The organism is Streptomyces sp. NPDC054841, assembly GCF_053611045.1.
On sequence record NZ_JBSGZO010000765.1, the window covers coordinates 1 to 2,534 of the forward strand.

The 2,534-nt window shown below is 68.0% G+C and carries 3 protein-coding genes; 2 read left to right on the forward strand and 1 reads right to left on the reverse strand.

Features of this window, described 5'->3' with window-relative positions:
* Positions 1-2 precede the first annotated feature (2 nt).
* Positions 3-494: a DUF1453 domain-containing protein gene (locus tag ACWGI8_RS42935; RefSeq protein WP_453668896.1), complete on the reverse strand. Its 492-nt coding sequence runs from the start codon at positions 492-494 to the stop codon at positions 3-5.
* Positions 495-566: 72 nt separating this feature from the next.
* On the opposite strand from ACWGI8_RS42935, the gene ACWGI8_RS42940 reads away from it, so the two are divergent.
* Entirely contained in the window at positions 567-1,193 is a 627-nt protein-coding gene (locus ACWGI8_RS42940) for a TetR/AcrR family transcriptional regulator (protein ID WP_453668897.1), read from the forward strand.
* A 302-nt stretch (positions 1,194-1,495) separates the two neighbouring features.
* Positions 1,496-2,263 carry a thioesterase II family protein gene (locus ACWGI8_RS42945; protein ID WP_453668898.1) on the forward strand — a complete coding sequence of 256 codons (768 nt, stop codon included), beginning with the start codon at positions 1,496-1,498 and terminating at the stop codon, positions 2,261-2,263.
* Positions 2,264-2,534 lie beyond the last annotated feature (271 nt).

Consider the following 2,534-nt stretch of genomic DNA (forward strand, 5'->3'; position numbering starts at 1 on the left):
CGTCAGCGGCGCAGCCCGGCACGCTGCTGTTCGGGCGCGAAGGGCACCCCGGTCTTGAGTGCGCGCAGGCTGACGGCTGCCGACTCACCCAGGAAGCTGATGCCGATCGCCAGGTGGATCGGGCGGGCCTCCGCATGCATGCCCATCTTCTGCGCCAGGACGCTGAAGCCGGCCATGATCACGAGGGCGCCGACGACATAGAGGAACGTCTTGCCTGTGTAGCGCTGCCACAGGACGCCCCCCTTCTCGAAAACCGTCACCGCGGAGCCGCGCACGGCGCCCACCGCGAACCCGAGGACGCAACTGCCGGTGGCCCAGCCGATGTCGGTGCCGGTCAGCCCATCGGTCTTGGCCACGGTCCAGACGCCGATGGCCGTGAGGATGATGGGTGCGCCCCACAGGTCCCGGGCGTTGAGCGGTTCGCCGATCAGTCTCTTGATGACGATGGCGATCAAGAGGACGACGACGACCGCCGCGATGACCCAGCCGTTCATGTGAGACAACCTCTCTTTTGTAGCACAGTCATGCTATAAAAGATTTTAGCTCGGTCGTGCTATAACGGCAACATGCCGAAGATTGTCGACCGGCAGGAGCGCCGGCGAGCCGTTGCCGAAGCGGTCCTCGCCGTGGTGAGCCGCCGTGGCCTGGAAGAAGCCTCGTTGCGCAACGTCGCCGAGGAGGCGGGTTACGCCATCGGCTCGATCCGCCACTACTTCAGCGACCACGACGAAATGATGATCTTCGCGATGCAGGAGCTGAGCCGGCGCATCGAGTCCCGTGTCCGGGCGCACATCGAGCAGCTCGATGTGGCCCAGGGCGGGAGGGAGAGGCGTGCCGTCCGCCGCGTGCGCACCGAGGAACTGCTGGCCGAGTTCCTGCCGCTGGATGATGTGCGGCGCGAGGAAGCCGTGCTGTGGCAGGCGTTCGCCACGGCCGCCCGGACCCACCGCGAACTGCGGTCGTGTGCCCAGGAGCTCCAGACAGCGCTCTTCGTCCTGGTGCGCCGGGTGCTCCAGGAGGCCAAGAACTCGGGTGGGCTGCCGCACGACATGGACGTCGAGGTGGAGAGTGTGCGGCTGTGCGCCCTGCTGGACGGTCTCACGCTCCAGGCGTTGCTGTTTCCCCAGTGGCTGTCGCCGGCGATGCTGCGCAAAGTCCTCCACCGGCACCTGGAGACCCTGCGCCTCGGCTGAGATCCAACGGCGCGGCAGTCCGCATGCCGCCGCATCCCGGTTCCGGCCTGCCGTGGCGCGGATGCCCTTGCCGTCGGTCCCGTCCGGGGCGGAGCTGCGCCTTCCGCATCTGCGCCTGCCGCTCTGTGACAGATGGGTTGTGTGTGTCCCATGTGATTGGCGGTAACCCCTAAGCCCGGAGAATTAGGGGTACCCCCAGCCTTTGTCTCCCTGCTTACTATGCACCTGGCCCACATCCTGAGCAGCGCTGTCAGAGCTTCACCGGCGTGCCCCGGAAGCGAAAGAGAAGTAGTAGCGAAGTGATGCAACACCCCCCCACAAGCCCCTGGTTCGTCCGATTCCATCCGGCTGAACGGAGCGAGGTACGGCTGGTCTGCTTCCCGCACGCGGGAGGTGCGGCCTCGTACTACTTCCCGGTCTCCCGCGAACTGACGTCCAGGACAGACGTGTTGGCCGTGCAGTACCCGGGACGCCAGGACCGCCACTCCGAGCCGCACATCGAGGACCTCCACACACTGGCCGACCTGATCGCCGCGGAACTGGGGCCGTGGCTCGACCGGCCGACGGCGTTCTTCGGCCACAGCATGGGTGCCGTACTGGCCTTCGAGGTGGCGCGAAGACTCGAGCGTGACAACGATTTCCAGGCCCTGCGCGTCTTCGTCTCGGGCCGCCGCGCGCCCTCCACCCACCGGGAGGAGAGCGTCCACCGCCGCGACGACGACGGCGTCATCGCGGAGATGCGGGCACTCAGCGGCACGAACGAGGCGGTCTTCGCCAACGAGGAACTGCTGCGCATGACACTGCCGACCATCCGCAGCGACTACAAGGCGGTCGAGCTGTACCGCCCGGAGCCGGGCTCCGCCCTGAGGGCGCCGCTGACCGTGCTGACCGGCGACGCCGATCCGAGGACGACAGCGGAGGAGGCCGCGGCCTGGCAGGCGCACACGACCAGCACCTGCGAGGTGCGCACCTACACCGGTGGACACTTCTTCCTCACTGACCATGCGGGAGAGATCGTCCGCTCCATCGCCGACGCCCTCCATCCCGCCGGGGCGGGGGAGCACGGCTGACCTCGCCGGTGCCGTTCCGGCGTCGGCGGTCTGCGCTTCGGCGCGGTCCCGTCGACGCCCCTGGGCTTCGGCCCACCAGATTCATTGTTGTCGCAGGCGGGGCTGCCGAGGTGGCCCCGCGTGACGGGGGAAACAACTTGTCGGTGCACTTGCTTGAACGGGAGAACGAACTGTCCGCCCTGGCGGAGCTGCGGAACTCCGCAGCCCGCGGCAGCGGCTGGGTGGCCCTGCTGACGGGGGCAGCGGCCGTCGGAAAGACGGCGCTGCTGAC